Source organism: Barnesiella intestinihominis YIT 11860, assembly GCF_000296465.1.
GTDB lineage: Bacteria > Bacteroidota > Bacteroidia > Bacteroidales > Barnesiellaceae > Barnesiella > Barnesiella intestinihominis.
This window is the reverse complement of record NZ_JH815203.1, coordinates 277527-302080: the sequence shown is the minus strand read 5'-3', so window position 1 is coordinate 302080 and position 24554 is coordinate 277527. Positions and strand designations below refer to the sequence as shown.

The 24554-nt window shown below is 52.3% G+C and carries 39 protein-coding genes; 1 reads left to right on the top strand and 38 read right to left on the bottom strand.

The genetic code is table 11. The annotated features are described in order from the left end of the window. Nucleotides 1-79 precede the first annotated feature (79 nt). The 22 genes from HMPREF9448_RS01340 to HMPREF9448_RS01240 form a co-directional block, all read right to left on the bottom strand. Nucleotides 80-952 carry a DpnD/PcfM family protein gene (locus HMPREF9448_RS01340; protein ID WP_008860796.1) on the bottom strand — a complete coding sequence of 291 codons (873 nt, stop codon included), beginning with the start codon at nucleotides 950-952 and terminating at the stop codon, nucleotides 80-82. After that, the gene (locus tag HMPREF9448_RS01335; protein WP_008860795.1) at nucleotides 949-2853 is read right to left on the bottom strand and encodes a hypothetical protein; all 1905 of its coding nucleotides are present in this window, start codon (nucleotides 2851-2853) and stop codon (nucleotides 949-951) included. Before HMPREF9448_RS01335 ends, HMPREF9448_RS01340 begins: the two co-directional genes overlap by 4 nt. Further along, nucleotides 2840-3430, bottom strand: a complete 591-nt coding sequence (locus tag HMPREF9448_RS01330; protein WP_008860794.1) for a hypothetical protein — start codon at nucleotides 3428-3430, stop codon at nucleotides 2840-2842. The genes HMPREF9448_RS01335 and HMPREF9448_RS01330 overlap by 14 nt, the downstream gene beginning before the upstream one ends. Before the next feature lie 130 nt (nucleotides 3431-3560). Beyond that, entirely contained in the window at nucleotides 3561-4229 is a 669-nt protein-coding gene (locus HMPREF9448_RS01325) for a hypothetical protein (protein ID WP_004293660.1), read from the bottom strand. A gap of 81 nt (nucleotides 4230-4310) precedes the next feature. Further along, a complete protein-coding gene (locus HMPREF9448_RS01320) occupies nucleotides 4311-4901 on the bottom strand; it encodes a tyrosine-type recombinase/integrase (protein WP_004293659.1) in 591 nt (196 codons plus the stop codon). A gap of 11 nt (nucleotides 4902-4912) precedes the next feature. Continuing rightward, nucleotides 4913-5812, bottom strand: coding sequence for a DUF932 domain-containing protein (locus HMPREF9448_RS01315; RefSeq protein WP_004293658.1), 900 nt, complete (start codon nucleotides 5810-5812; stop codon nucleotides 4913-4915). 69 nt (nucleotides 5813-5881) lie between these two features. Continuing rightward, nucleotides 5882-6667 (bottom strand): hypothetical protein, encoded by a 786-nt coding sequence (locus HMPREF9448_RS01310; RefSeq protein ID WP_004293657.1) that lies wholly within the window; start codon nucleotides 6665-6667, stop codon nucleotides 5882-5884. Continuing rightward, nucleotides 6646-7458: a hypothetical protein gene (locus tag HMPREF9448_RS01305; protein ID WP_008860793.1), complete on the bottom strand. Its 813-nt coding sequence runs from the start codon at nucleotides 7456-7458 to the stop codon at nucleotides 6646-6648. The genes HMPREF9448_RS01310 and HMPREF9448_RS01305 overlap by 22 nt, the downstream gene beginning before the upstream one ends. A 21-nt stretch (nucleotides 7459-7479) precedes the next feature. Further along, nucleotides 7480-7695 (bottom strand): hypothetical protein, encoded by a 216-nt coding sequence (locus tag HMPREF9448_RS01300; protein WP_004303944.1) that lies wholly within the window; start codon nucleotides 7693-7695, stop codon nucleotides 7480-7482. A gap of 15 nt (nucleotides 7696-7710) precedes the next feature. Continuing rightward, nucleotides 7711-8247 (bottom strand): hypothetical protein, encoded by a 537-nt coding sequence (locus HMPREF9448_RS01295; protein WP_004293654.1) that lies wholly within the window; start codon nucleotides 8245-8247, stop codon nucleotides 7711-7713. A gap of 2 nt (nucleotides 8248-8249) precedes the next feature. Then, nucleotides 8250-9185, bottom strand: coding sequence for a hypothetical protein (locus HMPREF9448_RS01290; protein WP_229065956.1), 936 nt, complete (start codon nucleotides 9183-9185; stop codon nucleotides 8250-8252). A 146-nt stretch (nucleotides 9186-9331) separates the two neighbouring features. Beyond that, nucleotides 9332-9541 carry a hypothetical protein gene (locus HMPREF9448_RS01285; RefSeq protein WP_004293652.1) on the bottom strand — a complete coding sequence of 70 codons (210 nt, stop codon included), beginning with the start codon at nucleotides 9539-9541 and terminating at the stop codon, nucleotides 9332-9334. Nucleotide 9542: 1 nt separating this feature from the next. Then, nucleotides 9543-9761 carry a hypothetical protein gene (locus tag HMPREF9448_RS01280; RefSeq protein WP_004293651.1) on the bottom strand — a complete coding sequence of 73 codons (219 nt, stop codon included), beginning with the start codon at nucleotides 9759-9761 and terminating at the stop codon, nucleotides 9543-9545. 51 nt (nucleotides 9762-9812) lie between these two features. Next, on the bottom strand, nucleotides 9813-10160 hold the full coding sequence (locus tag HMPREF9448_RS01275) for a hypothetical protein (RefSeq protein WP_008143041.1): 348 nt from the start codon (nucleotides 10158-10160) through the stop codon (nucleotides 9813-9815). Next, nucleotides 10160-11092: a hypothetical protein gene (locus HMPREF9448_RS01270; protein WP_008143040.1), complete on the bottom strand. Its 933-nt coding sequence runs from the start codon at nucleotides 11090-11092 to the stop codon at nucleotides 10160-10162. Before HMPREF9448_RS01270 ends, HMPREF9448_RS01275 begins: the two co-directional genes overlap by 1 nt. Further along, nucleotides 11073-11309 carry a hypothetical protein gene (locus HMPREF9448_RS01265; RefSeq protein WP_004322721.1) on the bottom strand — a complete coding sequence of 79 codons (237 nt, stop codon included), beginning with the start codon at nucleotides 11307-11309 and terminating at the stop codon, nucleotides 11073-11075. Before HMPREF9448_RS01265 ends, HMPREF9448_RS01270 begins: the two co-directional genes overlap by 20 nt. A gap of 33 nt (nucleotides 11310-11342) precedes the next feature. Further along, a complete protein-coding gene (locus tag HMPREF9448_RS01260) occupies nucleotides 11343-11927 on the bottom strand; it encodes a hypothetical protein (RefSeq protein ID WP_008860792.1) in 585 nt (194 codons plus the stop codon). 11 nt (nucleotides 11928-11938) lie between these two features. After that, complete coding sequence (locus tag HMPREF9448_RS01255; RefSeq protein ID WP_008860791.1) at nucleotides 11939-12664, bottom strand: hypothetical protein; 726 nt, start codon at nucleotides 12662-12664, stop codon at nucleotides 11939-11941. 13 nt (nucleotides 12665-12677) lie between these two features. Next, a complete protein-coding gene (locus tag HMPREF9448_RS01250) occupies nucleotides 12678-12965 on the bottom strand; it encodes a hypothetical protein (protein ID WP_004322729.1) in 288 nt (95 codons plus the stop codon). A 12-nt stretch (nucleotides 12966-12977) separates the two neighbouring features. Then, on the bottom strand, nucleotides 12978-13157 hold the full coding sequence (locus HMPREF9448_RS14340; RefSeq protein ID WP_004322731.1) for a hypothetical protein: 180 nt from the start codon (nucleotides 13155-13157) through the stop codon (nucleotides 12978-12980). Between the two features lie 362 nt (nucleotides 13158-13519). Then, complete coding sequence (locus HMPREF9448_RS01245; protein ID WP_008143029.1) at nucleotides 13520-14608, bottom strand: hypothetical protein; 1089 nt, start codon at nucleotides 14606-14608, stop codon at nucleotides 13520-13522. Beyond that, nucleotides 14605-15084, bottom strand: a complete 480-nt coding sequence (locus HMPREF9448_RS01240; RefSeq protein WP_004293642.1) for a hypothetical protein — start codon at nucleotides 15082-15084, stop codon at nucleotides 14605-14607. The genes HMPREF9448_RS01245 and HMPREF9448_RS01240 overlap by 4 nt, the downstream gene beginning before the upstream one ends. A 362-nt stretch (nucleotides 15085-15446) precedes the next feature. Between HMPREF9448_RS01240 and HMPREF9448_RS14685 the strand changes: the two genes are divergently transcribed. Further along, nucleotides 15447-15608: a hypothetical protein gene (locus HMPREF9448_RS14685; protein ID WP_198283339.1), complete on the top strand. Its 162-nt coding sequence runs from the start codon at nucleotides 15447-15449 to the stop codon at nucleotides 15606-15608. Between the two features lie 345 nt (nucleotides 15609-15953). Here the strand turns inward: HMPREF9448_RS14685 and HMPREF9448_RS01230 are convergent, their stop codons facing one another. The 16 genes from HMPREF9448_RS01230 to HMPREF9448_RS14330 all read right to left on the bottom strand — a co-directional run bounded on the left by HMPREF9448_RS01230 (nucleotide 15954) and on the right by HMPREF9448_RS14330 (nucleotide 24415). Then, on the bottom strand, nucleotides 15954-17216 hold the full coding sequence (locus HMPREF9448_RS01230; protein WP_008860789.1) for an RNA-directed DNA polymerase: 1263 nt from the start codon (nucleotides 17214-17216) through the stop codon (nucleotides 15954-15956). Then, the gene (locus HMPREF9448_RS01225; protein ID WP_040295805.1) at nucleotides 17209-17877 is read right to left on the bottom strand and encodes a hypothetical protein; all 669 of its coding nucleotides are present in this window, start codon (nucleotides 17875-17877) and stop codon (nucleotides 17209-17211) included. Before HMPREF9448_RS01225 ends, HMPREF9448_RS01230 begins: the two co-directional genes overlap by 8 nt. A 13-nt stretch (nucleotides 17878-17890) precedes the next feature. After that, nucleotides 17891-18538 carry a hypothetical protein gene (locus HMPREF9448_RS01220; protein WP_004293639.1) on the bottom strand — a complete coding sequence of 216 codons (648 nt, stop codon included), beginning with the start codon at nucleotides 18536-18538 and terminating at the stop codon, nucleotides 17891-17893. A 28-nt stretch (nucleotides 18539-18566) separates the two neighbouring features. Beyond that, on the bottom strand, nucleotides 18567-18812 hold the full coding sequence (locus HMPREF9448_RS01215; RefSeq protein ID WP_004293638.1) for a hypothetical protein: 246 nt from the start codon (nucleotides 18810-18812) through the stop codon (nucleotides 18567-18569). A gap of 12 nt (nucleotides 18813-18824) precedes the next feature. Next, the gene (locus HMPREF9448_RS01210) at nucleotides 18825-19004 is read right to left on the bottom strand and encodes a hypothetical protein (protein ID WP_008143020.1); all 180 of its coding nucleotides are present in this window, start codon (nucleotides 19002-19004) and stop codon (nucleotides 18825-18827) included. Nucleotides 19005-19014: 10 nt separating this feature from the next. Beyond that, nucleotides 19015-19335, bottom strand: a complete 321-nt coding sequence (locus tag HMPREF9448_RS14930) for a hypothetical protein (protein WP_004303957.1) — start codon at nucleotides 19333-19335, stop codon at nucleotides 19015-19017. Nucleotides 19336-19340: 5 nt separating this feature from the next. Next, the gene (locus HMPREF9448_RS01200) at nucleotides 19341-19820 is read right to left on the bottom strand and encodes a hypothetical protein (RefSeq protein WP_004293635.1); all 480 of its coding nucleotides are present in this window, start codon (nucleotides 19818-19820) and stop codon (nucleotides 19341-19343) included. Between the two features lie 4 nt (nucleotides 19821-19824). Continuing rightward, the gene (locus HMPREF9448_RS01195) at nucleotides 19825-20100 is read right to left on the bottom strand and encodes a DUF3846 domain-containing protein (protein WP_008143017.1); all 276 of its coding nucleotides are present in this window, start codon (nucleotides 20098-20100) and stop codon (nucleotides 19825-19827) included. A gap of 15 nt (nucleotides 20101-20115) precedes the next feature. Then, nucleotides 20116-20490: a hypothetical protein gene (locus tag HMPREF9448_RS01190; RefSeq protein ID WP_232297229.1), complete on the bottom strand. Its 375-nt coding sequence runs from the start codon at nucleotides 20488-20490 to the stop codon at nucleotides 20116-20118. An 80-nt stretch (nucleotides 20491-20570) separates the two neighbouring features. Further along, nucleotides 20571-21461, bottom strand: a complete 891-nt coding sequence (locus HMPREF9448_RS01185) for a hypothetical protein (RefSeq protein ID WP_008860787.1) — start codon at nucleotides 21459-21461, stop codon at nucleotides 20571-20573. 10 nt (nucleotides 21462-21471) lie between these two features. Next, on the bottom strand, nucleotides 21472-22569 hold the full coding sequence (locus HMPREF9448_RS01180) for a hypothetical protein (protein WP_008860786.1): 1098 nt from the start codon (nucleotides 22567-22569) through the stop codon (nucleotides 21472-21474). Nucleotides 22570-22609: 40 nt separating this feature from the next. Then, nucleotides 22610-23137: a hypothetical protein gene (locus tag HMPREF9448_RS01175; RefSeq protein WP_004293630.1), complete on the bottom strand. Its 528-nt coding sequence runs from the start codon at nucleotides 23135-23137 to the stop codon at nucleotides 22610-22612. A 5-nt stretch (nucleotides 23138-23142) separates the two neighbouring features. Then, on the bottom strand, nucleotides 23143-23382 hold the full coding sequence (locus HMPREF9448_RS01170) for a hypothetical protein (protein ID WP_004293629.1): 240 nt from the start codon (nucleotides 23380-23382) through the stop codon (nucleotides 23143-23145). Nucleotides 23383-23386: 4 nt separating this feature from the next. Next, a complete protein-coding gene (locus tag HMPREF9448_RS01165) occupies nucleotides 23387-23599 on the bottom strand; it encodes a hypothetical protein (RefSeq protein ID WP_004293628.1) in 213 nt (70 codons plus the stop codon). Nucleotides 23600-23748: 149 nt separating this feature from the next. Further along, nucleotides 23749-24006: a hypothetical protein gene (locus HMPREF9448_RS01160; RefSeq protein WP_004303959.1), complete on the bottom strand. Its 258-nt coding sequence runs from the start codon at nucleotides 24004-24006 to the stop codon at nucleotides 23749-23751. Nucleotides 24007-24022: 16 nt separating this feature from the next. Next, a complete protein-coding gene (locus HMPREF9448_RS14330) occupies nucleotides 24023-24415 on the bottom strand; it encodes a hypothetical protein (protein ID WP_004303960.1) in 393 nt (130 codons plus the stop codon). Nucleotides 24416-24554: the final 139 nt, after the last annotated feature.

Genomic DNA, 24554 nt, shown 5'->3' with positions numbered 1-24554 from the left:
TTGAAAAAAAAGACCGCCGCAGCCGTAGCCGCGACGGCCCGTCATCATTATGGCATGTGATGAACAGGTTCTATTTTCGTTATTCGGCCTCGTAGTACGGTACGCCGTGCCTTACCACTGCTTTTTCCATTTCTTCCCACCAGATTTCACTATGGCGGTCATTGTCAAAATCTATGGGCTTTCTTTTACCGAGCCGCAGCCGGTCCCGTGTCTCCATTTCCGTTTCGTACACAATCTGTTCCATTTCTTCGTCCGTAACATGGTAGGTATCGAACGGCTCCGGCAGAGATTCCAACTCCCTGCGTGACAGCTCGGATTGCCCGCAGGTGAAAACCTTGTCATAGAAAGCGTCATCTTTCGGCGGCAGTTCGGGTTCCTGTTCCGGCAGCACATCCAGATAATCCGACTCGTACAGGTAGTTTTCGCCGCGCCCCTTCGTCTGCCGGTTGTTCTTGAACTCTTCCAGATCACTTTCCGTCAGGCGGAATTCCTTCTTCTTACGCCGCAGGTACTCCATCATGTTTTCGAGGGAGGAGAACGGGGCTATGAGCTCCATGGAAGAACGGTTGTGCCAGGCATCGCTCCGGTACAGCAGGTAGACCTGCGGGCGGTTCCGGGCCGCCTCCTTACGGTATTCGCCGAACTCATACAGGGCGTTGTCGAAACTTCCGAATGCCAGCCGGACTTTGTCTTCGACGGATATGGACTCCCGGCATTCCTCAAAACGGCATTGCACGTATCCGATGAAACCCACGTCTTCCAGAGTCTCCATGACCGTGATGTCATCAGTCGAGAGCGCGATGTCAGCTCCTGCGAAATTGTCGGCTGACAGCACGTGTTTCTCTTCATTGTATTCGTCTTCCGCCCTGCAGACGGCCAGACCGGGCGTTTCCGCCTCGATCTCCACGACCTTACGGAGCGTCTCTTCGATAGCTATCCGGTATTTTTTCATTGTATGATGTTTATTTGTTTCAGTTCACGTTTGTAGTTTCTCAATGACGGCTTGTGCCCTTTCTCCCTTACGATCTGGCGCATCTGTGCAAAGGTGTATGCCTTCTCCATGTCCAGGCCGTAGTCCGTGGCGAATGCCGTCATTCCGATATAGCAGAAGCCGAACTTCCGGTGCAGCATGTCGGCCGTATAAGGAGTCATGTCTTCCGCCAGGGTTACGGGGACAGCCATTCCCCGGATCTTGAACTTCAAGCCCTCGATAAGGGTCCCGCAGTTGTCGCTGTGGTAGGTCAGGTCCCTGCGGCGGGCGCAGTAACCGATGGTCTCGCCCATGAAGGTGTTGCGGAAGATTTCCGTACGGTTCAGGTCCTTCAACTTCTCGACACCGTAATAGCAGACCGCCTGTACGGCTTTCAACGCTTTGTCCACACGGGGTTTGACAAAGCGGGGGTCGTTTTCCGCCACGATCTTTTCCAGCCACGTGCGGTGGAAGGTTCCGACAGGCACGTCGAACACCTTCTCCGGCGTGCAGTATTTTGAATCCGACCGCGTCATCATCAGATGTGCCGAGGACGGCTCGTATTGTTCTTTCAGGTAAAAGGCCAGACAGGTATTGCCGACTTTGCAGTAAGTATAGTCGTCACGGCTGTTTTTCAGCGACAGCATCGTGGTTTCCCCGCCGTAGAACTTCTCGGGCAGTCCGGTCTGTCGGCAGAACTCCGTGAGGAAATGTCCGGGGATGGCACGTGCATAACTGCGCTCCCGGTAGCACTCCTTCGCCATTTGTGGGGTGATGAACCGTTTGGCAAAGTCACAGATATGGTGATGGCCGTAATCATACGCCGCCTGCGTGTTCGCGTAGGTCTGGAACTTTTTGGGCATCTGGCGGAACCAGCGGAAACACGTCCCGTGCTCCATGCAGTAGTCGACAAATTCCCGCGTCCATACATTTTCAGGAAATTCGGGACAGTTGCCGTTTCTTCGGATGAATGCCTTGCACACTTCCACCGTGAGCAGGGATTGTTCAGTTTCCTCGTCGATATAGCAGTTCGTCTCCCGTTTGCTGTTATCGATGGCAATGACCAGTCTTTCCGGTGTCTTGAACCGCTTCGGCAACTCCCCGAACATGTAAGGGTGTTTCTCCATCAGCCGGTCCGCCAGCATGTCGTCCAGATATACCGACAACGGCTTGAAAAACTGGGGGTCTGTGATGAAGTTTTTTCCTTCGGTCGAACAGACAGCCGCATGGAGAATCTCATAGGAATAGAACCGGGCGGGAACAAGCGAGAGGTCATGTTCCGCCATCTTGCGGTAGTATGCCGCAGTCTTGAAACGGGACGGCACGACGGCATCGGTAACCGTGCTCAATATTTTCATCCCGTCGAGCATCCCGTAATAGAACTCTTGAGTCTTTACCTCAACGGGGACATATCCGAGGATAAGACCCGTTTTCATGACGGCGTCTGTCCTGCTGTCCGTGTAATACGGGTCGTAAATATAGCTGCGCAAGGCCAGGTATGCCAGTTGCGCGTCCCAAAGGCGTTCAGGTATGAAGGCGAGAATGTCGAAATCCCCGCGTCCGTTTTGGATGACCGCTTCTGCCATTTCTCGGGTAACCATTGCTTCGGGAACAGCCGTGATATTCTTCGGTTTTTTGCGCGTGGCGTAGTCACAGACTGCTCCCGAACGGTACGCCTCCGGGATATTGCGCAACTCGAAGCTGTGCCAGCTCTCCGTGCTGCCCGCGATGATTCGTTCTATACGTTCGGGTGTGAGGAAACGTCCCGGAATATGGCTCAGTACCTCTATTTCCTTGCTTTCGACGGCTGCTTCCACGATCTCTTCCGTGAACAGGTGTTCCGGCAGCCATTCTATGGCCGATACGATGTTATTGTGCCGCATACAGTTTCTTTTTAAGGTTGGATGAACGGACGATTCTCACAAGGCGGCACCCCCGGTAGACATAGAGTATCCTGGATTCCCGTTCGGCGAGTTCCTCAAGTCCCTGCCAGTGCTGCGGTGTATTTATCTTTTCGAGTCGGACATGGTTATTCACATACACCGTGATCGGTTTCATACTGTCATGGGAGGGCGTATCTTCGACGAAGAGCGGCGGTTCACAGTGTTCTCCCTTGTCCATGAGATGCCATCTGCCGTTATCGAACAGGAGGCACGTGTCCTCCATGCGGCCGAAAATGTCTGCGTTGTCCGCGATGCGTGATGCGGATTGCCGCGGTGTTTCCCGTCCGTCACGGATCTTTGAAAAACAGTGGACGGCATCGCCGGTTCCGGTCCATTTTCCATAGGGTGACGGTCCCAGTTTTTGGATGTCGCCCAGCGACAGCAGGGCATCTACCCGTCTGTCATTGGGATAGAACACCCGGAGTTTCCTCACAAGGTCTTTTGAAAGCGTCTCATGGAGCGCCTTGATGTGCCGGACACTGCCGTCCGGCAACAGTTTTCCGATTTGTATGCTCATAATAGTGCTATCTCTTGTTGTTGAAGTATAGCCGGGTCGTCCTTCTTTCGATTGACAGTCCGGCTTGAAAATTATGATTTACAGAAGTCTTCGGACTGGTATCCGGCCATGTCCGGTACGGAACCGCGTGTCATTCCGTCCTGTCGTCTTCCCGTCTTTTCATTTTCAGTTCCCTGCCGGTTGCCGTGCGGCAGAGCGGCAGTTTCCCGGAAGCGGTTTGCTTGCATCCCTCGACGAGCCGTCCTTCAGACACCATTTTCCCGTACATTTCCCTGATATAACGGTATGCCGGGGAGGTGTTCGAATAAACGGACTTCCCACGGAGTGTCTTGACACGCAGCTTTTCGACGAGTATTTCCAGCACCTGCTCCCGGCTCTTGTACAGGTTCCGGCGCTTGGTGCGGAAGGCGTCGAGAAAGACACCCCCGATAGTCATGTCATGAGTCTTGTGGTAATACGCGAGTTCTTCCTCCTCCGTCAGGTCGAGAATCTCGCCGTAAGTGTCAGTACGCAGGTACCGGAAGGTCGTTCCTTGTGCCAGAATCTTCTCGATAAGCTCCATGTGCTCTTTAAGAACAGGGCCCGATAACGATTGGGGATGACAGTACAGGCATGTCTTTCCGAGATACACCTCGGGACAACCGTCTTTGTATTTGTTTTCCTTGATGCTGAACCCTGTTTCCGTGAAAAGGCGCTTTACCTCGTCGAAGAAGCGTCCGGCTTTCTCTTCCGGCATGCGACCGCCGTCATAGCCGGACTCGACGCGGAAGTATGTGTCGATATATATCGGTGTGTCCATTTACAGTTCTGATTTTGATATGTTATATAAAGCATAGCCCGGAACCTCCCGCTCGGGTTCCGGGCATCGTTGAAAATATTCTCATAGACGTATGGAATCGAACACTTTGTCGATGTCCTCCTGCGCCAGCCCGATGTAGCGCCGGGTGGTTTCCAGGTTGGAATGGCGGAATATCTGGTTGAGCAGGATCAGGCCCTCGGCCGAGCGTCCCATCAGCTCGTAGACATAGCGCCCGAAAGTCTTGCGGAAGGTATGTGTGGAGAATGCCCTGATCGGCAGCCTGTACCTTACCTTGAATACCTTGAGCAGCCTGTTGATGTATTCCAGCGAGTAAGGTTTCCCGGTACGCGGGCTGAGAAAGATGTACTGTTCGGGGGCGGGTTGTCCGAGCATCTCGTACAGGAAACGGTTCTTCTCCTGCACGTCCCTGTTGAACTTGATCAGGCGGTTTTTCTTTGTTTTCTGCTCGATGCGGGTCATGGTGCTTTTTCCTAAGATGTCTTTCCAGCGCAGGGTCCTCACGTCGGAGGCCCTGCATGCCGTGCAGAACGACAGCCAGCAGTAGGTCTCCCACAGGTACTCGCCGTCCTTCTCAAGCCCGCGGACCAGCCTGTTATATTCCGCTATGGGCAGGTAGTCGGCTGTCGTCAGTTGTCCCTTGATTCTTGTCACGTGGCAGCCTTTTAAGATTCCGGCAACCCTTCCGAGAGCATCAGCTCGGCCAGCGCCCCGTTCTGGGGAATCATGGCCGGAATGTCCGTACGTCCGGGCTTGTAGATTTCGGTTGCCACGTTATAGATATCCCACGCCGTGAGCGTCTTCTTCTCTTCGGTGAGTTTGAGCAGGTCCTCGGTGAAGATGGAAATCTGGGACTGGTTCAGGGGATAGGTCTCCACCTTGGACGAAAGACGCTTGTCGGAACTGTCATGCGATACGCGCAATGCTGTCAGCAATCCGATGTAGGCGTACATCTCCACCGGGGTAATTACTTTCGCTTTCAGGCGGCGGATGCGTTCCCTGTCCTCGTTCATCTGTACCTCGAAGTTCGAGAGCCACTCGTCTACACGACCGAAAAGCTCTTCGGTGGTGACTTTGTCTTTCCCGTAGTTCGACACACTGCGTTCGGGGGAGAGGATGCACTGGTTGTGGCACACCCTGACGCACGGGCCGATGGCCGCCTGGATGCCGTCCTGATGGAAGGCGATGACAAGCGTCGTGGTCAGCTCGTCCGTTTCCCATTCCTTAATGCGGATGGTCGTATAAACGCGGCGCAGGATATGCGCCTCGACGGCCATCGCCCCGTACTTTTGTTCCACCTGGGGCAGGACGACCACGCCGGGCTGTGCCTTGTTCTTGTTCTGGGCGGCGAAGATTTCCTCCACCTCGTAATTCAGGTTGTGTTTCTGGCAGATGTCCGCCATGCGCTCTATCACCTCGTAATGGTAGATTCCCTTGAGCGGGTTGCCATAGATGTCATTTTCCTTGTGTGTGCGCCGGAGCGTGTCGAGCGTCATCACCTCGACGTTGTTGTTCTGGAAATCGAACTGCACGGGGGCGGCCGTTGTTGCTAATGCTGTTGCCATAATGATTGATATTAAAAAAGTTATACAATAAGAAAGGCGGTGAACCGTTGTCCATCGCCTTTCCGGAATTCATTTTGCGGTTTCAGGCAGGTAACGCCTGCATATCAGGTCCGTGATACTCGGGTAATACACGTTGCCATAAGTTCCGTATGGTCCGAAACGGGCAAGGAAGCGGAAGTAAAAATCTACCGGACGCCGGTAGCTCGTCTGTATTTTGGTTTTCAGCAGGCGGTAGGCGTACTCGTCAGAATTTTCCACCTTGACCTTGCGTCCGTTGAAATAATAGTTTCCCTCCTTATCTGAAGAAAACGATACCTCTTCCTTTGCCGGACGCTCGCCGGCAACGACCCTGAAGAAGTCCTCCAGGGAGCGGCAATCCTGGTATTCTACCGGAATCGTGTCGCCCTCTCGCAGTTTCACGTCCAGTTTGTCAAGCAGTGTCTTGATGGCGGGCGTGTAGATATTTTCGGATTGGAAGCATCTTGTATCCCGCCAGTATTTCTCGAAAAGAGAGCCGGTTTCAAGGAGTAGGAACAGGGTTTCACGCGCTGTCTGCGGTTTATCGGCCAGATACGGAATATACTCGGTCACCAGTATGGAAAGTGAAAGATACTCCTCCGGTTGCAGTTCGCTCTTCTGGTGCAGGTTACAGTGCCTCTCGAGCAGGGAGTCGATGTCGGCTTCCCGCAAGCTTTCGTCCGTCCATACCAGGCAACCTTCTTTCTTGCAGGCGGGACATTTATCCGCTCCATACGGCAGGAGCATCACCTTGCCGCAATCGGAACAGGTGACCAGGTCGCCTCGTTCCGTATAAACATCTACCGTTTCCATTCTCAATCCTCCGCGTAAGGCCATTCAAGGCAGCAGTCATTGCATACGGCCACGCCCTCGTCACTCAGAATGTCAATATCTGTGCCCCCACATTCGGGGCATACCGGTGCTTTTTTCTTGTCCATTCGTCGCTCTGCCGCTTCTTCCGTCAGAAGCAGCGGCACCCAGTATGCCGATGTGCCAAAATCCCGTATCCCGTTTTCATCCTGTATGGGTTCACAACCTTTCGTTCCCATGTATTTCTGGGAGTCCGGCCAACACACGGCACGGTAACACTTGTCCCGTTCGGGAGATTTGCCGGTATGGCGTATATAGTCTTCCTCGGGCACGTAAAGCGCCCCGTTGTCCCCGCTTCCCCATGCCGGATAACCGGTTCCTTCTTCCTCGAAAGGAGCACTTTCCTCGGGAAATTCCACGAGTGCATATAACTTGTCATCCCATGCTAGGGAACACTCGCCGCAGTGGAACCGACTTTCGTGAATATCATAACGGATATTTTCCGAATTGCATTTCGGACAGATAATGTCTTTTGTTTTTACTTTCGGGAAACTCAGGATTTCTCCGGCAATGATTTCCATGCTGGGCCAGAACAACTGTTCGCAGTAATCGTCGGCCATCTTTTCCGCCAGATTCTGCATGTCGTCATCGCTGATCTTTTCCACATCGAAACCTTGTCCTTCCAGGTCATCGCGGTGGACGGACGTGATAGGGAAATACCCGGCGTTCAGCTCCCGGATAAATTGTCTTTCCTCTTCTGTCGGTTCGGGTAAGTTGTTGAAATATTCCCTGAGCCGTTGATAAAGTTCTCTTACCATAATTATATTCCTGTTTTTAATCTAATATCCACCAGTCGAGGACCAGTAGTTCCGGTCCATGATTTTTTCAAGTTCGAGGTCGGAACGTTCTTTCCAGAGGTCGAAGTCATCAAGCAGCTCCGTTCCGTCCTCCAGAGAAAGCACAGTATCCTCATTGTCAAACAGATAGTCTTGTATGTCATATCCGGACGGATAACGGTTTTCCCGGATGATTTCTTCTGCAATTTCCTTGTCCATTCGGTTGCCATTTTTTCAGTTCGCCGGTATTGTAACCGGATTCATTTGTTTTGTCTTTTCCTTGTAAAACCTGTCGATGGCAAGGAAGTAGTCCTCCGCATCCCAATCAGTGCCCGCATGCTCAGTCTCGAATTCTTCCGCCCACTGGACGATCTCGGCATTGACGGCACGGGAGTCCCTGTCCTCCCACAGGTTGTCCGCCCCGGCATTGTAGGCAAGGTCCACGACAGCCTCCTGCAACTTGTTGTAGCCGTTACACTCTCTACCGTTGGAACGCAGCCATAAGTCCACGTCGACGGCATCCTCTTCCGTCGTCCCGTTGTGCAGGCACAGGCACTGCCCGTTGCCGTTATGGCATACGAGGACCGGCCGTTTGGTGTCGGGGCATATCCGTACCAGCAGCTCATTGGCGGCAAGTGTTTCCGTATCATGCCCATTGAGCATTGCAGGAAGCGCCTGGCTGACCAGACTCAGGATTTCCTGTTCCTCCTTTGTCCCGGACGGCTTGGAAGCCAACAGGTTCTGTATGCGTTTAAGAAGATTGTAAATCATAATCAGCAGTCATTATGTTCTTTCCAGATTTTACGTTTCTCGTCATAGCCCTTGTTTTCCCACCATTCATTGCAGGTTTCGGCAAACCCCTGATGGTTGTCTCCGGCCGGACACTTGTCCTGACGGCAACCCGTGATCTGTTCCATTTGATTTGCGTCCAACGAGTTCCACCATTCCTCCATGCGTTCTTTGAACTCTTTTAAAGTACAGAATGGCTGATGGTCCTCGCATTCGTCGCACCAGTTATCATAGCGGTCTATACCCGTGGTACCGATGAATGTACGGGCATTCGGATCCACCCATGCCTGGGTCTGTATATTGTCTGAACCGCACCCCTCGCATACGACAATCTCGTCGTCATTGACATCAGCGGAGATGAACCCGTGTTCTTCCAGCCAGTGGGCAATCTCAAGCAATCCCTCGGTCTGTACCTGTCCGATGGGCTCATCGAAATCCTCGCCGGCTTCGCCGTTGAGCGTGCAGAGCAGTTTGCCGTTCCCGTCGATGAAAAGTTCATAAACGGTCGCACTTTCATAACCGCCGTATCCGTAAAAAGCGGAATTGTGGACCACCACTATCGGGGAGGTTTCATACTCCGCTGATTCCGCCTCCCGGTAATGTACGCCGCAGTTGCGGTAGAACGTGCCGATGATGTTGTTCTCCTTCTTCACGGCGTCGCGGATTTTCTCCATAAGTGATCTTCTGATGGAGATGATACTGAGGTGCGCATAATCCTTACGGAGACGTCTGTACACTTCCTGCTCGAAGTTGCCTCGAACAGAGTCGAAAGGGGATACGCCGGCGTTCTCCCGGATATATTTGTCCTCGTTAAAGTTGTAGCGCCGGCAGACAATATTCTTGACGCGGCGGAATTCCTCTCCGGCAAATTTGAGGATACTGTTCTCGCCTAGCGAAGTCGGAAAATAGCAGCGGGGCATGTGCACTGTCATTTCACGGTAAAGTGTGTCATCGTCTTCCGGAAAGGTTCTGTCTGTTTCCGGCTTTGTAGGTTTTTCCTGTTCCATGTTGCTTGTTTTTTATCTGTAGTTGAACAATTTCCGGTTTGCCGCCCGTTGCATGGCGGTCACCATATTCTTATGTCATAATCTTTAAAATAGTATTCCAACTCTTTTAATCCTTCCAAAGAGTGCAGCTCGTTCTTTCCGGTCACTTCGATGTCGACGGATACTGCATTTTCATCTTTGATGTTTACTTTGGCATTGTCAAATACGCATCTTACATATTCTGCAATGCATGAGGCAGGCAGGTCGTTTTTTACAATATTAAGTACCATATTATTTATTGTTCATTAAATGTTTGCTACGTCCATAAACCGGGCACCGCTTGCGGTATCTGCATTCGCCCCGGGCCGCGTCGGTATGCGCCCGGTGCCATTCATCCCAGCTCTTCACTCCATTGTCTGTAAGGAATATGATCAGTTGCATGCAGCAGAAACCGCGTTCCTCACGTTTCCGGTCATGAAGGTTGGCCAGCCCGTTATCTTTAGGTTTCATACAGGTTTGATGTTACGGCAGGTTTGCTCGAAACGCCTTCATGGCATATCATTAAAACCATGAGACATGCACATAGGCATCGCTTTGGTCACTGCCGTTGATTAGACAATCGAGTACTTCGATAAACTTTTCCCGGTCCATCCCGACCTTTGCCAGGCAGGAATAAAATTCTTCGGCATTCTGCCGGAAGGTTTCATCCTGTTCTGAGATATGTTTTCTTAGCTGCTGCAGACCCGAACGGGCTATTTCGAAGTCATCGGTATAGGCGTCTTCTGCGGAGTTATCAACTTCGAACATTGTCAGGATATCATAAAAGATATCCTGACCGTCCCCGCCATACATACCCGGATATTTGTATTCGATTTGCCAAACTCTGGCTACATGTAGTTTTCTGGCCATTATCTTTTCATTTTTCGGATTTGTTGTCTTATGCAGTGCAGCATCAATTCGATACCACGGATGCTTTCCTCATTCTCTTTCAGTTTGTAATAGTAGGCGTTCGCTTCGTCGTAGTCTTCCCGTGCCTTGCGCAATCTGCATTCCTTGGCGTCACGGACCTGTTCATGGGACAGGTCGTAACCGATGAACTCGTCCATGAAACAGGAAACCGTACGCCCGTAATAGTGGTCCGTGCGGGTTTCCACCGCAGTACGGATGATGTCGTCGCACCGCCTTCCGAGTGTCCGGAGTACGTCGCTGATATGCCGGTCATGGTACTCGTAACCGAAGAAACGGGTATACCACTCGTGTTCCTGCCGGTTTGTCTTCCCCGCGTAATACTCGTACCATTGGGCGTCGCACTTGGTGTGCCTCTGGGTAACCTTGAATATGGCATACTCTTCACCGATCCATGTAAAACGTGAGAGTATCTCACTCGCTTCTTCCTCATAGTAGCTATCCCGCCAATTCAATTCTTCGGTCTGGCTGAGCGGGAGGAATGACTGTTTGGTGATCCACTGCCCGAAACCTTTGTGCGTGACATGCGGAAGCACTTTCACGACCTTGCTCCATGCCTCGTTGCAGGCTTCATCCAGTGAAGGGAAACTTTCAGGAAAGCGTTCCCTGTCCGTTCCGTCTCGCAACACCTCGTTCCAATCTTTGTCGCAGACAATGAGGGTGAGGTCCTCCCTCACATGGCAGTCGCGTTCGCAATAGCCGTAGGGAGCATCGCAGAGCGTGTACCACTCCTTCGGTCCATAACCGTCGTCACGTCCCAGATAGCGTCTGGGCTTACCCTTCTCTGTCTGCACCTCCCACACTTCCGTGCAGTTTCCACGGTCGATATGGTGCAGGCGTACCCTGATTTCCTTGTTATCTCGTTTTTCTTCCATGTCGTTCATTTTTAGTATGGCCTGTCTTTTTCTTTTCGAGAATCCGGTAGATTTCTTCAAGGTCATGCTCATTGTCTATCGGTTGCCCGTATTCCGTATCCACGATGACCACCCTGGCATTGGCCAGGTGACATCCTGCTATCGTCTTGTCATAGTCGCTCCATTCAGGATTGATTTCTGTTACCGTGTCAAATTCAAGTCCGTATGATGTCTTCATTGTATTTCCAGTTATTATGCGTATTTTTCTATTTTATGCTGCCGCTTTGTTCTGCCCGTCGATAATATGCCTGCATTCGGCTTCCAGTTCTTTCATACATTCCGTACCATAGAATCCCCAACAACTGTCCAGTTCATTGTCATCGTCACTTTCCGGCATGATGCGATACCCGAAAACTTCCCCGGTATAGTAGTTGTCAAGGGTACTGATTTCGTCTTGCAGGTATCCCTCGATCCGCTTCCTGCGTTTCGCGGTGATGTTCTTCCACCCGTATTCCCGGCGCACCTTGTCCAACGGTACCGCGATGATTCCGAAAAATCCGGAATCCCACGGGCAGCTGAACGGCGAGGTGGATATTGTAATGCCGCCATGGTCGTAGAGGTAGACCGGCAGGGCGATATATTCCTTCAGGAACGATTCCTGGAAATTTCCGATATGCCCTTCAAAAACCTTGTCGATATCGAAGTGGTCATCAAACTCCTTCTCCGGGCGGTAGCGACGATGTGCCGTATAAAGCGTACCGAGATTGTCATACGCTTCACGCGGGCTTCGGGCGTCATCATCATAATAGATGTTGATGCGATACCCGTTATATTTGATTTGATTATATAGATTCATTTGCCTGGGTATTATGTTTTGTTACAAAGTCTTACAAATTGTTCCGTAATCTCGTCCCGCTCGAACTCGTCGCAGTTCAGGTCGAAGAATATACCCGAAGCCGCGAGCATGTCACGGGCTTCTCCGTAGGTAAGGTCGTTCCTGTGCCTGTATCTGTCCACCATATCCCGATGTTCGGCTTCCGCCCGGTCGTGCAGCCTCATTTTATACTGCCTGTACCATGCGGGGAACTGTTCCTTGGAAACCATATGTTCCAGCTGCAAGTCCCGGTATCTTCCCGGTGCCAGCAGGATGTGGCTGTCAATGTAGGACTTCGCCTCGGCTATGATTCCCTCCCTGGTGAAGGGACGGTGGGAGCGTGCCGTGAAATGCACCCATCCACCATGCAACGGGTGTTCGATTTCAATCTGCACACCCTGCCTCCTGACATGTACCACGATATAGGCGGTCTGGCCGGGGAACATATCGTCCTTGAGGCTCACTTCCCGGCAGGCCGGCGGGTCAACATGGATGTAGTGGTCCTGCCTTGCGCCCTCGAGGAACCTTTCAAGCTGCCGCATCGACTGGCAGTAGATGAATGTCCCCACGCGGCACTGGCCTCGGCGGATGTCGCCGTAATAGTACTTTCTTGCCCTTGCTCCGGTAATGCGGGACTCGTCCGATGCCTCGAAATAGCTCCGGTAGGTATCGTCCGTACGGCAGAAATCATATATTTCCTGAAAAGTCCTTGTTTTCATTTGTTACTCCTTTTTATGTATTGTCTTCTTCCGGCGGGGGAAATTCCCCCGTCCTGTAAAATATCTCTCCGAGACGGTCAGCCTGTTCCGCCAGACCTCTCTTCCGGACAGCCGACACGGCATCGCATGCGGCCTTTTCGTACATGCCCAGCAGTACCGCCTCGGGCAGGCGTTTCGTCCGCCACACCTCCTGTGCGGTGGCGAGCATCTCCACCTCGCAGCCCAGATGGGCGGCTGTGAGGATAATGACGGCATTGCCGATAAAGTTCGGTATGCGTTCTTCCTGTTGTTCTCCTTTCATTGTTCCGTGCCTTTAATCCGTTTCGAACTCGTCTTCATAGACCTCGATCTCCTTCCCGCTCTCGCAGATGCGTACCAGCCAGGTGTATTGGAGCCGTTCCAACAGCTCTATACGGCGATAGCCCTTGTAGGGCACTTTCAGCGTTGCAATGTCTCCCGGTTTCATGTCAGGCGGGTATTTCAAACTGGACATGGAAATGGAATTCGCTTATCAGGCTGCAGATCTGCGGTACTGATTTAGGATCCTCCCCGTAAGGGTAGAAGATGGTCCGGCAACGTGTCAGGCATCGGATACCCTGTTTTCGTAACCGGTACAGCAGGTAGGCCCTGCGTCGTAGTTGTTTCTTGCTCATCGTATAAAGGATTATGTCGTTTTGATTAGAATAGCGGTGTGGTCGTCAAACAGGGGCATCTCTTTACGTTTTCGATGTAATGCCTCCATTGAAAGATGCTCATCTTGTGTTAACAGGGATGAGCATCATTTCAATGGAGGGAGTACTAATTTATTCTGACCCGCCACACCGTGCCGCCTACCGGGCGGATGGAGATGACGGCCTATTTCTTACGCCATGCCGCCATCTTCTTTTTGATGTTGATATTGTTGTCCGCCAGCATTTTTTTCAGGACTGCCAGCAACCGCCAGCCTTCTCCGTTTTTATACTCTTCCGCCTTGGCTGACAGGAACGCCAGTGACTGGTACTTGTCCAGACGCCGACCCCGGTCATTGACAGCCGTGCAACCGTGGAAACGAATCAGGTTCTGCATGGTAAAGAACGCCCCGGCTCCCTTATAGGCATCCATCCATGCCTTGCTTTGAGGAGTGCCCCATGGCAGCCGGATACGACGGTCATTGAACTGTCTGACCGCGTTGTAAAGCTGTGTGGCGTCCAACGCGTGCCTGATGTGGGTTATCGCGATGGAAAGCGGGTAGTACAGTTTGGATTGCAGGTCCTCCACGAAAATATTACGGCCGTGTATACGCTTGTAGGGAACTCCCTTGCATTTTCTTGTTTCCAGGTTGCCCACGTGTTTTTTCAGCGCGTTGACATAGTCGCTCGCGATGGCCAAAACCACATCACGGTTGAACCAGCGGTTTCTCTCGGCAAAACCCGTGATGTCCTTGTGTTCCATCTTCATCTGGGCGTGCAGCTCGTTCAAGAGCATTTTCCACTGGTAATCATAGCCTTTCCGGTGAATCATCTCGGTCACCCCTGCCGGCTCTTTTTCACGGTAATGCGTGTATGACATCATATGGAACATTTGTGCCATGACCCACCGGCGGAAGAGTCGGTTGTTGGGAACGGTACCCTGTGCCATGATGCTGCCGAATATCGGGTCGTTGTCATCCAGGATGGTAAGTTTCCCGTCTTTGTTGGAGGCGATATACTCGCCGCCCTCGGCTCCCTGCATGGCGAACAGGCAGCTCACGTCCACACCGGCACCGCGGAGTGCCTCGATACGCTCCCGCGCCCCTTTGGGAAGTCCGGCGGGAGAATTATGGCCGGCCACCACCGGATAGACGGTGCCCAAATCCGAATTCTTGCCGATAACGGTGCCCGTGGCGGCAAATTCCTTGTCCGCGATGGCGAATTCCGTGCCGCATCCGGGGCACAGGACTTTTGTTTCTTGTTTCTTTCTGCTCATTGTGAATTTGTTAATAGTTGATTACTTCCGGGTTCCACCCATTTTCTGAGTATCACCAGGTCCTTGTCTTTTTCGCTTTGCCAGAACCATTTGCCCATCGTTTCGGGATTCCATGTGAACCCGCCTATAATCCGGCAGAGGATATAGAATTCCAGCTCGAATTGCGCGGTATCCCGGTGTTGCCCGTACAGCATGTCCCCGTCCTCAAGGTCACTTTCGGGCAATGCCATGAAATACCGGCGGGACTTGCTCTGGCTGCGCTCCGATGGTATCGAATGTTTATAGCGGCGGTACAGCTCCTCCACATCCGTGAAAAAATCCCCGCAGCCGTACTCCGGCAACCACGGAGCGCCATCATACCTGCCGTTCCGTATCATGTGTCTCCCGTTTACTTTTAAACTTCTGGACTGGAAATCAATCCGGAAATTTGCGCCGTTCTCTATGGCGGTGACGGTTTCTCGGTAAATATCTTCCATTTTCTCACCTGTTTACAATAAATGGCACTCAAACCCCTGGCGCGTATCTTTATAGTCCTGATAAATACAGTAGGACTTCGGTCCTGAACCAGGTAGTTGCCTGGCTCAGGACCAAGCTTGAATACTGTATCTTGAATTTGGGTCCCTCGTGCATATGCGGTCGCGCTACCTTCTGTTCAGGGGACTCATCCGGACGGCACATCCCTTTAAAAACCTGATACGGGCCGCGAGTACAGCTGGAACCTGTGTCATCTGTCGTGTTAGCAGGAGATGACACAGGCTCCAGCTGTGTGAATTGCGGCTCTGTTGAAATCCCGGCCTTGCCCCCTTTGCCCTGTGCTGTTCTTTTTGCGGTTCCCGGAATGCCGGCACGTTCCTTTACAGGTCCGATGTCTGCTGTGGCGGAAGCCGGAATGGCGCCGTCGTATAACGTTAGGGATACGACGGCGCGAGACGGGCTTATCGGGGACAGCAGGCTGAATCCATTCCCCCGAACCGCACGTTCCCGTGCTGGAAAAGACTGAAAGTTCTCATAATACCGGCACATGGCTTTATGCTTCCGATGTATCCCGCGTATGGGTCTTCTGCGGAGTCCGAAGGCGACGGTCAGCCGCCTTCAGACTCGGAAAGAAGACGTTGGTACGCGGGATGCCCAAACCTATTCCTTGAACTTTCCCGGTGTGCTCCGGTAACGGGTGCGGGACAGACGGCACATGACTTTAATTTCCCGATACATTACAGGCGCAGCCAGAATCGAGATGGGATTAACCGGGTGTTAGACCGGTTAATCTCGATATGGATTCTGGTTATAAGCCTGTAACGTTGAATAGCCTGCCCGTCCACCCGTTCTGCCGTGTGCCCGGCGTAACTTATAGCGATGCCACCAGCGTGTTGTACACCGCCCGGCTGGTCAGAAGGGCGTTACGCATGCAGCCGACAGTCAGGTAACCCGGTATGTCCCGGTCTGTTTTATCGCGGTTGGCCTTCACGTTGCGTCCCCGTCCCCGGACGATGCAGCCATCCGGTTTGGTTCGGACATATCCCAGACCGCCGATCTTGCACCTGCCCGTCTGAATGACTCTAAAGCAGTCCATCACGAACTTGTTCAGCTCGTTGAGGTCACTCTTCACATTACAGACCGGCAATACCTGTATCGCCCAGCTGAACTCGCCCTTGTACAGGTAACGGTTCACGGCGTCCACGGCTTTTACCAGTGTCGTGTCCCGGCAGCGGATTGTCCGCCGCTCGATCTCGTGCTGGAAGGTCTTGATGCGTGATGACGAGAGCGAGACCATGCCGCCCTTGATACTGAATCCTAAGAACTTGAACCAGACATCGGCTGCCAGGTATTCCACTTTCTTGGGATTTAGCTTCATGGATTTATCTTCCAGGCGTTTTTGGAGTGTGTCCATCGCTTTTTCATAATCCTTGCCGATAAAAAGCATATCGTCGGAATACCGGACGTAGTAGCCGTTCATTTGTGACAGTTCCCTGTCTAGGTCGTAGAGCAGTACATCCGCCAGCCAGCTAGCCACAGCACAACCCTGTTTCAAGGATTGATACTTGCTTTGCAACCGGTTATCTTCATCGAAATAGAGGTCCGAGTGGTAATATTTCCTAAGTACGTCTATCAGGGCAGACTGGCCGTGTTTGGCCTCCACCTTGTCGAACGCCTCGTCGATGAACCGTATCGGAACACTGTCGAAGTATTTGGAAAGGTCGGACTTCCAGCCCAGACAGCCGCTATTGCCGGTTTCTGTCATCCGGTGGCTGACTTCCGTAACTACCTTGCCGCACCCTATACCGGTCTGGTAGGACTTGCACGAAGAGTGCAGCATCTCCGGCATCAACTCGAAGAGCAGGTCGTTGGCGATACCCAGTACTACGCGGTCCATCGGCTCGTTTACGTACACTGTGCGGAACTCACCGTTGTCCTTGGGTATCTGCGCCGTGTGGGGAGGGGAAATCTCGTACTTTCCCCGGCGCATGGCATAGGCCATCGCCATACGGGTATGCTCGTCGGTCAGCCGAATAAGTTGGTCTTTCCTAATGTCTTTCAGCACGCCTTTTTCAATGGCCTTCGTCCACCGGCCTATGTCGAAGAACATTTGCAATATCTTATCTTCATTCATAGCACTCAAAACTTTTTTGGGAAAGGATAAAATTCAGTATGTCCATGCCGGATTCTACGTCACATTCCTGCTCGTACTCCTCGCCCGTGTAGTAACTGTAACCCATGATGAAGATTTTCCCGTCTTTCCGGAGCGATGCGTTCGTGATGACCAGTTCCACGGGGTCACGGTCCACAACATGGAGATAGGTCGAGGATTGTTCACCGTTGTCATCAAGGCTGCCGCCACACTCGGAAAGCAGCTCCACGGACAGGGCGTAACATTTTTCATTCAGGGCTTTCTCCGCCACGTGATGGTTGTTCATCTCTTCCGTAAGTGTTCGGATGCGGTCACCGCGTCTCTGCTCGGGAACCGGTTCGAAAGCGGTTTCGAACATCCAGACAGGCATCCATTTATGGAAAACGGCGGGTCCCAAGCGGCATATGTAAACTTCATCGTTCTCTTTCTCCGTCTCCGGGATATCCATTCCCAAGGCTCGTGCTGCCGCTACGCTCATGCGCTCGAAACCGCCGAGGCAGGAAGGTGCCGACTTCAAACGGTAGGGACGGATGTTTCCTACAGGGACACCCATTGACATAAGTAGCATCCCCTTAAAAGTGTCGGTAACGGGAGTGGTTTGCTGTTTGTTCATTCTTTTATTCATTTTCTGGTCTTTGTACATACATTATGATTTCTCACGCATCCTCCGCAAGGGCCACAAGCCGCTCTTCCGGCAGCAGGAACTCCTCGTCCGTGAAGTAATAGCAGATTTTCCGGTCCACGGCCTCCGCCTCGTCCGATATGGGTGCGCCGTCTTTGCCGACCAGCACGTCTTGCAGACCCGTTACAGAGACCAAGGTTTTGTATTCCCCGCCCGTTCCACGGAACAGCGTCAGTTCCCTGACAAAATATTCCCTGTCATTCCATGTGATAATCTCAAACATTTCCTCCACTTCCGGGAACAGCCGGCACAGGACCGGAAACAGTTTGCAGGCATCGCTCCGGAGCATCAGGAAGACACATTCCATCAGGCATAGTCCGGCATCTTTGAGCATGGGCAGCAATACGTCCGTGCCTGCTCCGTTTGCCTCTGCCACTATCAGGGCTTTCCAGTATCCTTCCTGGAATGAGTCCGTCCAAGGGATGAGTTCGGCTGCCCTGACGGAATAGGAAACCGCGATTTCTTCCGGATTGTCCTCGTCCGTGGAAATCAGTCCTATTTTCGTGTCATCTTCGACAGGCTCCTTTACCGGCAGGCAGACTTTCATTTTCCGGAACGTGTCCGTGTCCTCGTCCGCCCAGTTGACAAAGCCGCCGAATCTTATAAAATCATATCTGCTCATTTGTCATTATTGTTTATTGTTATTTACCTTACAATTCTTCCGGTTCTCCATCGTTGATACTCCGGTAGAAACGGTCTCCGTCCGCCCACTTCTTGGCGGTGATAGCCAGCTCGAAAGCTTCCTCTATGGAAAGGCCGTCGGCGGGAAGGGCATCAAGGAGTTCTCCCATGCATACGTCATTCTCGCGATACTCTTTCTGCACCTTTCCGAGTGTCATTCTGCCCTTGTCCGTCTTTTTACGCCACAAAAGCATCTGTTGTATCCAATTTTTCATGCGATTCTTTTATTAAAGGAAATCCTTGGCATAACTGCGGGCTTCATTGAAAGTGTTGAAGCCGATTCCACTCATGCAAGAGATTGCCCAGTATCTTAATTTCCTGCTTTCGGCACGGGCAAGATAGATTTGCCCGATACAAATCCCGTCTTTGAGAATGTCATGCCGCTTGTCTTTTGTAATCCGTACCATGTTCCGACATTCACTTGTCCATTTTCCAAAATCCGTAATCGGACCCGTCACCGAGATGAGCACCGAAATAGTACCCCTCCGGTGAGTAACTATCGAGCGTGTCGAACAGCGATTCCAGCAATCCCGCCGCGTCATCGCTGTTCCACCAGTCTGCTTCTTTGTCCTCCATGGCATGGGCGGGGATGGCATTCATCACCTGCACGTATTCCGGTGTGTCACGGATAACGTCCAAGAACGCCGGAATCAGGTCCTGCGTGCGCATCGTGCCGTGGGAGATACTCTCTCCCGGCACGGCATGGAGGCGGTTTTGTGTCCTCTCGTCTATGAACATGGCATTTAGATAAAGGGCAGACGGGTATCTTCCAGCATGGAGGCCAGCATTTGACACATCTCGTATGAAGCACGGTTGCGGTCGTCAATGCAGCGTGAATCACGCCCTGCCATAGCGGTAATGGAAGCCTTTACCGTTCTGAAGAATGTCTGTTCCAGTGTCTTGTGGAAATAAGGAAGAGCCTGGGCGAAACGTTCGGACTTGAATCCCAAATCGTTCATGGCGTATTCCAGCTGTTTGGCCGCCTTGTACTCGCGGCTGTTCTCCAGGCTTTCCGGAATATCACCGAACTGTGCGGTCCGGAGCTGGCGTTCCAGTTCGATGACGGCCACCGAAAGCAACAGCTTGATGGCTTCCGGGTTGCCGATACCGTGTTTCTGCCCGTCAGCGGTATGGAACTCGATCAGGTTTACACTGTTATTCTCTTGTAATTCTTTGTAGCATGCGAGGGTCTTGCTGAGCGCTTTTGCTTTCTCTTTATCCATAATTTTATCTGATTTGATTGTTATTGCACACAAGTACGTCCCCAACGATGAAGTCTTTCGACGCCGGGTGATGAGCACGGAATATCCTGCTCGCTTCAAGATTGAGGGACAGAGGGATAAGTTTGCCTTCCTCGTTGACGACCATTGTCGTGCTCCCGTCCAGTTCCACCAGTTCGATGTAGCCGCCGACAATCGCCTGCATCTCCTCCAGCGTGAAGTCTGAGCCATTGGCTGGCTGCACGGGTTGGCGTGTTCCGTCCGTTTTGATGATTTCTGTCATAGTTGCTTTGAAATTTTAAGATTCATGACTCGCCAGTATATCCAAAATCTGTTGCAAAGGGAATTTTTCAGTCCAGAATCGCTCGTCGGTATGTTTGCCGTACGCCCGGTATCTGGCTTCCCCGTTTGCAAATACCGCCAAGATATGGCTGACCAGCACATTGTCCGGCGGAACCAACCTTTCCAGTTCCGTTTCGGTCAGTTCCACGAAGCACCAGTTATTGTCTTCCGGCAAGTCCTCGCTGCCCAGTATCCCGTCCTCGTCCGGCTGGTAAAAACCAACCGATATGTCATAAAAGTTCAAAGACTGGAAACTGATGTCATCCTTGAATGGCTTGACGGCTTCCAGCCTGCCGGACTGTGTCTGTCTCCACTCTTTTGACAGGTACACGATTGCAAAGTCGCAGCAATCCCATGCACTGTCAGTTCCTGCCTTGAGCAGGAGGTATGGGGTAGGTTCATTTGAGATTTTCATCGTATTTCCCTCCTTTTATGCCACGCGTGATACCGTTTCACGGTGCGTAGCTGGTTAATGATATGGCCAAAAAGCTCGCGTGAATAGATGCGGTAATGGAACACAGCCGAATACTCGCATACATTGCCGTGAAAGTCCACGTGGGAGCGGTCATCCGCAAAGTCGAACAAGTCGCCCTGGATTTCCAGCGTGTATTTGTTCTTCCGTAGCCAGTCAAAAAACTCGAAGATGTCCTTCTTTTGGGAGTAGAAAGTGCAGTATTCGTAGCGGTTTCCGCGCAGGTTCCTCAGCAATGCCGCCATCTCGTTCCGTTCCCGGCGGTCGCCAAATTCGGATCCCGTCCGAGTGGCGAGGTTCTTCAGGAAATATATTTTACCTCCATACTCGAAATAGTACGGTATGTAGGTGACCGTCTTTTTGTACCAATTGACATATTTGACAAAGGAAGCCTTCTTGACGATGGCGGGATGCAGGTTTACTTTCTCCATGTGTTCCCGAATCTGGCGGTAGATTTCCGCATTGGAAAGACGTATGGGACGTTCCGCCCGGAAATACCTGCCGTCCGACTCGAAACAGAGCGCGTACAGGTTTCGGTAATACGGTTCCCCGACAAAGAACCAGTCGCTCTGCATGCGGGCCGGAGGCAGGCATTCCAGCAGTTCGTAATAACGTTCCTCCGTAATTTCATGGAAGGGCTTGCAAAGTGCCCGGGTATAACGCTTCACAAGCAGTGTCATGCGTACCGGTGATACAGCGACCAGGTACGGGTTCTTCTCCCTTTCGCGCAGTGCTTCCAGCGTCTCGCCGCCGTAGTCGCTGTGCATGTCATCCGACATCGACGTGAGGCATGTCCCGTCGAAATAACGTGAATCGATGATGTATCTCATGGGCACTGGATTAAATGGTTATTTTCAACACCTGACCGGCGGCATATTCGGCATTGTGGGTGAGCTGGCGCTGCCATGCCTGGTTGCGTGGCGCCCACTTGAAAGCGTTACGCTTCAAGGTTGTACGCATATCGGTATCGGGTATTTTGTCGAAGAGGATTTGCAGGCGGTCTTCTTCGAAGTTGTAGACCACCTTGCCGCCATCGAACGGAATCTCACGATTTTCACGGCTTGCCCGTTCCTGCTGCTTTTCCCGCACCTTGCGGACGAGTTCGGGATACTTGAAGATTGAATGGCGTGCCGTGACGACAGGTTTCTTGACTTTGTCGTTCCACTCTCGCAGACGAGCGACGGCACGGTCGATGATTTCCACGTTGCCATGGTTGACATAGGTGGAGAGTCGCCCGGCGAGGTTGCTGACGAAGAGAGCCCGGCTATAGCCTCGTGCCGTACCCGTATCGATACCGTGAATGGTCGAGGCGGCATCGTCGATAAAGGCTTTGACCTTCTGCCACTCCTCCTCGAGACGCTGTTCTTCGGGCTTGGCCGCTTCGGTAGCCTTGCGAATCGCTTCGAGTGCACGTTCTCGCCATTCCCGGAACGCCGTGACGCTCTTGGCGTGGCTGTTGCAGGCCTTTTCGTTGCGGCCCGTGTTGAAGCGTGCAGGTCCCGTAATCATCGCGCTGGCACAACGGCTGTTGGCGGCGATCATGGCAGAGAAATAGCGTTTGTAGTTTTCCATGTAACGTTCCCGCTGCTGCTCGGGCATCGACTGCAAATCCTCGTGCAGTTCCTTTTCGTGCGAGGCGATGTCTGACTCACCCCGCTCGTCGGGTGAGAAGGAGGTGAGGTTGTAGGAGCTGCACGCCTGCTTGAAATATTCTTCCAGATAGCCCGGGTGCGCCACTTCCACAACTTCCCAGTCCTTGAAGTCCGCCGGGGCGAGGATTTCTTCCTTGCCCGGATTCCCTACAAGATGGGAATAGCTGCAATACCCGTGTCTCTTTCCCCTGAAAAGAAACGCTACCGGTTCGCTTTCCGGGGCATCCACACGCCGCACCATGGTCACACGATGGGCATTTTCCTTTGTCAATAATGTTGTTTCCATACCTTTCTTCTTGATTTCGTTATTTGATTGTTTCCGATTTTTATTGTTGCTTCATCCGGGCGGCATGGTCCATTACAGAGGCGAACCCCACCTCGATACCTATCTGGTATCCGCCCTTGATAGTCGATTCCAGCTCCGCCTCGCTTTCGATCAGGGATTCCGAATCATCGGCATAAAGCCTGTACAGGGAGAATACGTCTGCCTCCCATAGCTTCCGGGCATTTTCCGCCGATACAAGCAGCCACACGAAACCGTCCTCACGGGTTACCTTGACGGCGGCTTCGCTATGGCTCAGAGTCCGCCACTCCTTGATGTCCAGTGCCACCCTCCACACGATATACATCAGCGCATCGTGGCGGCTTTTAATATCAGGGGAATCGCACAGGCGGCTGGCCACATCTTTGAGTGTCCGGAAAGAGTCCGCCATGAACTGCTCCACGACATACGGCTTTTCGGCAATGGCGGAACAGGCATCGTCCGCCCTGCCTGATTCCGGAACGGTCTGAATATCCTCCTCTTCAAGGAAGATTTCACGGTGCAGGTAGTCCAAGTAGTAATATGATTTCATTCCGCTTATTCTTTGGGGGTGAAAGTGATTCTCGTGTGCCCGTCATAACCGAAGGACGGTTTCAGGCCGAAGGCTTCGGCATCACTGCTGATGCAGCAGATGTCCCAAATCTCCAACCCTCCGGCGCAGGTTATGACGGTATTGTTTTCAGATATTTGCGGCGACTTGTCTTTCAATGCAGCCCCGCCGCAGATGCCGCGTAGAATAACACCACGCTGGTGGGTAGTAAGTTCTTTCGTTTCCATAGACCTAATCTTTTGCTTTTACACCGAACATGTTCTCCATTGTACTGGCGAGGGCTTCCTTGAAACCGTCGCTTACGCCCCAGTATTCAAGTAACCCGTTGCCGATGACCTGCATCTGTTTGTCGGTGGGCATATCGCCATCATACCCGTATTCCTTGAGCAGGGCACGGCTGATGATGACACCTTTTATCTCGTTGATTCTATGTTCCTCTCCCATAGCCGTTAATACATCTTTACCCGCAGACCAGATATCTGCTTTCTCGTTATTTCTGTCATTTTCTTTATCCGTTTATAAAAGCATAGGGGCATTCCGCCCCCATAGTTGTTATTAATTCATATTATTTTGCATGATTTTTTCCGGAACACCTATCCGGCATAGATGTACTTGAGCTTGGGCACTCCGTTCTGGAGCACGGTGAAGGCGTTTTCTTCCACCTGCACGTCCTTTGCCTTTGGCCACCATAGCCACGAGAGTTTCCCGTCGGGTTTGAGGAATGCCACGGCATTACCCTGCACTTTCCCGACCTCACGCACGCCGAGGTCTTTTCCGCCCTCGAACAGCCGGACGCACCGCCACTTCGAGCCAAGCGTCATTTTCCGTTTCACGTCTGCTAATGTTTTCATACTCATTGCGTTTTTATTATTGCATATAAATTCTGCATTTCCGGTTGCACCGTCTCAGGCTGTCCGCCGAGAGCGGATAACTGCGGTTCAAATGGTCGGGAAACCCTTCTCGGAACATCAGCTCCGCCGTAGCGTACTCCTTGCACCATTTTCGCCGACGTCTCCCACGGGCAGGTCTCGTTTCCGGCATCCGCCTTTTCGGAGATTTCGGCACACGCCATTTCCCACCGACAAACACCGCTTCATATTCCCGTTGTAACACGCCGCTGCAATACGCCGCCACGCTGACAGCGGGCACACTTCCGAGCTGTCCCGTCGCGGCAAGGCTGTCAAGCGTATCGGTGGCAGCCTTGAAACTGGCAAAGCACCCGTAACTGCGGGTGCGCTTTGCGTCAAACACTTCTATCATATTTATTCGTTTTATTATTGGCACATCCGTTCTCCGCTTCCCCGCACAGGATAACAGCGGAAGCACGGCAGGCGGTTCCGCAGAACGCCAGACCGTGCTTAACCGTGTTATATACAAGGTAGGCACAACGCCTCACGGC

Coding starts and splice junctions, on each gene's coding strand:
- HMPREF9448_RS01340 (WP_008860796.1), bottom strand. CDS start 952: ATGAAAAAATACCGGATAGCTATCGAAGAGACGCTCCGTAAGGTCGTG.
- HMPREF9448_RS01300 (WP_004303944.1), bottom strand. CDS start 7,695: ATGGACAAGGAAATTGCAGAAGAAATCATCCGGGAAAACCGTTATCCG.
- HMPREF9448_RS01215 (WP_004293638.1), bottom strand. CDS start 18,812: ATGAAAAATTGGATACAACAGATGCTTTTGTGGCGTAAAAAGACGGAC.
- HMPREF9448_RS01225 (WP_040295805.1), bottom strand. CDS start 17,877: ATGTACAAAGACCAGAAAATGAATAAAAGAATGAACAAACAGCAAACC.
- HMPREF9448_RS01275 (WP_008143041.1), bottom strand. CDS start 10,160: ATGGCCAGAAAACTACATGTAGCCAGAGTTTGGCAAATCGAATACAAA.
- HMPREF9448_RS01165 (WP_004293628.1), bottom strand. CDS start 23,599: ATGGGAGAGGAACATAGAATCAACGAGATAAAAGGTGTCATCATCAGC.
- HMPREF9448_RS01185 (WP_008860787.1), bottom strand. CDS start 21,461: ATGAGATACATCATCGATTCACGTTATTTCGACGGGACATGCCTCACG.
- HMPREF9448_RS14340 (WP_004322731.1), bottom strand. CDS start 13,157: ATGTCCAGTTTGAAATACCCGCCTGACATGAAACCGGGAGACATTGCA.
- HMPREF9448_RS01200 (WP_004293635.1), bottom strand. CDS start 19,820: ATGGATAAAGAGAAAGCAAAAGCGCTCAGCAAGACCCTCGCATGCTAC.
- HMPREF9448_RS14930 (WP_004303957.1), bottom strand. CDS start 19,335: ATGTTCATAGACGAGAGGACACAAAACCGCCTCCATGCCGTGCCGGGA.
- HMPREF9448_RS01220 (WP_004293639.1), bottom strand. CDS start 18,538: ATGAGCAGATATGATTTTATAAGATTCGGCGGCTTTGTCAACTGGGCG.
- HMPREF9448_RS01160 (WP_004303959.1), bottom strand. CDS start 24,006: ATGAAAACATTAGCAGACGTGAAACGGAAAATGACGCTTGGCTCGAAG.
- HMPREF9448_RS01315 (WP_004293658.1), bottom strand. CDS start 5,812: ATGGCAACAGCATTAGCAACAACGGCCGCCCCCGTGCAGTTCGATTTC.
- HMPREF9448_RS01175 (WP_004293630.1), bottom strand. CDS start 23,137: ATGAAATCATATTACTACTTGGACTACCTGCACCGTGAAATCTTCCTT.
- HMPREF9448_RS01210 (WP_008143020.1), bottom strand. CDS start 19,004: ATGGTACGGATTACAAAAGACAAGCGGCATGACATTCTCAAAGACGGG.
- HMPREF9448_RS01230 (WP_008860789.1), bottom strand. CDS start 17,216: ATGAATGAAGATAAGATATTGCAAATGTTCTTCGACATAGGCCGGTGG.
- HMPREF9448_RS01280 (WP_004293651.1), bottom strand. CDS start 9,761: ATGAAACCTAAAGATAACGGGCTGGCCAACCTTCATGACCGGAAACGT.
- HMPREF9448_RS01335 (WP_008860795.1), bottom strand. CDS start 2,853: ATGCGGCACAATAACATCGTATCGGCCATAGAATGGCTGCCGGAACAC.
- HMPREF9448_RS01325 (WP_004293660.1), bottom strand. CDS start 4,229: ATGGACACACCGATATATATCGACACATACTTCCGCGTCGAGTCCGGC.
- HMPREF9448_RS14330 (WP_004303960.1), bottom strand. CDS start 24,415: ATGATAGAAGTGTTTGACGCAAAGCGCACCCGCAGTTACGGGTGCTTT.
- HMPREF9448_RS01170 (WP_004293629.1), bottom strand. CDS start 23,382: ATGGAAACGAAAGAACTTACTACCCACCAGCGTGGTGTTATTCTACGC.
- HMPREF9448_RS14685 (WP_198283339.1), top strand. CDS start 15,447: ATGCCGGCACGTTCCTTTACAGGTCCGATGTCTGCTGTGGCGGAAGCC.
- HMPREF9448_RS01270 (WP_008143040.1), bottom strand. CDS start 11,092: ATGGAAGAAAAACGAGATAACAAGGAAATCAGGGTACGCCTGCACCAT.
- HMPREF9448_RS01310 (WP_004293657.1), bottom strand. CDS start 6,667: ATGGCCTTACGCGGAGGATTGAGAATGGAAACGGTAGATGTTTATACG.
- HMPREF9448_RS01180 (WP_008860786.1), bottom strand. CDS start 22,569: ATGGAAACAACATTATTGACAAAGGAAAATGCCCATCGTGTGACCATG.
- HMPREF9448_RS01305 (WP_008860793.1), bottom strand. CDS start 7,458: ATGGTAAGAGAACTTTATCAACGGCTCAGGGAATATTTCAACAACTTA.
- HMPREF9448_RS01330 (WP_008860794.1), bottom strand. CDS start 3,430: ATGAGCATACAAATCGGAAAACTGTTGCCGGACGGCAGTGTCCGGCAC.
- HMPREF9448_RS01290 (WP_229065956.1), bottom strand. CDS start 9,185: ATGCCCCGCTGCTATTTTCCGACTTCGCTAGGCGAGAACAGTATCCTC.
- HMPREF9448_RS01250 (WP_004322729.1), bottom strand. CDS start 12,965: ATGAAAGGAGAACAACAGGAAGAACGCATACCGAACTTTATCGGCAAT.
- HMPREF9448_RS01265 (WP_004322721.1), bottom strand. CDS start 11,309: ATGAAGACATCATACGGACTTGAATTTGACACGGTAACAGAAATCAAT.
- HMPREF9448_RS01195 (WP_008143017.1), bottom strand. CDS start 20,100: ATGACAGAAATCATCAAAACGGACGGAACACGCCAACCCGTGCAGCCA.
- HMPREF9448_RS01255 (WP_008860791.1), bottom strand. CDS start 12,664: ATGAAAACAAGGACTTTTCAGGAAATATATGATTTCTGCCGTACGGAC.
- HMPREF9448_RS01260 (WP_008860792.1), bottom strand. CDS start 11,927: ATGAATCTATATAATCAAATCAAATATAACGGGTATCGCATCAACATC.
- HMPREF9448_RS01240 (WP_004293642.1), bottom strand. CDS start 15,084: ATGGAAGATATTTACCGAGAAACCGTCACCGCCATAGAGAACGGCGCA.
- HMPREF9448_RS01245 (WP_008143029.1), bottom strand. CDS start 14,608: ATGAGCAGAAAGAAACAAGAAACAAAAGTCCTGTGCCCCGGATGCGGC.
- HMPREF9448_RS01295 (WP_004293654.1), bottom strand. CDS start 8,247: ATGATTTACAATCTTCTTAAACGCATACAGAACCTGTTGGCTTCCAAG.
- HMPREF9448_RS01285 (WP_004293652.1), bottom strand. CDS start 9,541: ATGGTACTTAATATTGTAAAAAACGACCTGCCTGCCTCATGCATTGCA.